1 protein-coding gene is annotated in these 341 nt (G+C 67.4%); it reads right to left on the bottom strand.

Annotation, left to right across the window (positions count from 1 at the left end):
* A partial coding sequence (locus VT50_RS37440; protein WP_143645362.1) for a beta-ketoacyl synthase N-terminal-like domain-containing protein occupies window positions 1-341 on the bottom strand: 341 nt, incomplete at both ends.

Genomic DNA, 341 nt, shown 5'->3' with positions numbered 1-341 from the left:
GTGGCCGTTCCTCCGCGCGTCCGACAGCCGCTCCACCAGCAGCATGCCCACACCCTCAGACCAACCCGTACCATCCGCACCCTCCGCGAACGGCTTACAACGCCCATCAGGAGCAAGACCACGCTGACGGCTGAACTCCACAAACGCACCCGGCGTCGACATCACCGACACCCCACCGGCCAACGCCAAATCACACTCGCCCTGACGCAACGCCTGCACCGCGAGGTGCAGCGCCACCAACGACGACGAACACGCAGTGTCCACCGTCACCGCGGGGCCCTCCAGACCGAAGGTGTACGAGATGCGGCCCGACACCACACTGGCCGCGCTCCCCGTGCCCA

The sequence above is a fragment of the Streptomyces antioxidans genome, assembly GCF_000968685.2.
Taxonomy (GTDB): Bacteria; Actinomycetota; Actinomycetes; order Streptomycetales; family Streptomycetaceae; genus Streptomyces; species Streptomyces antioxidans.
The sequence above is the reverse complement of the archived record's forward strand: the minus strand, read 5'-3'. Positions and strand labels throughout refer to the sequence as shown.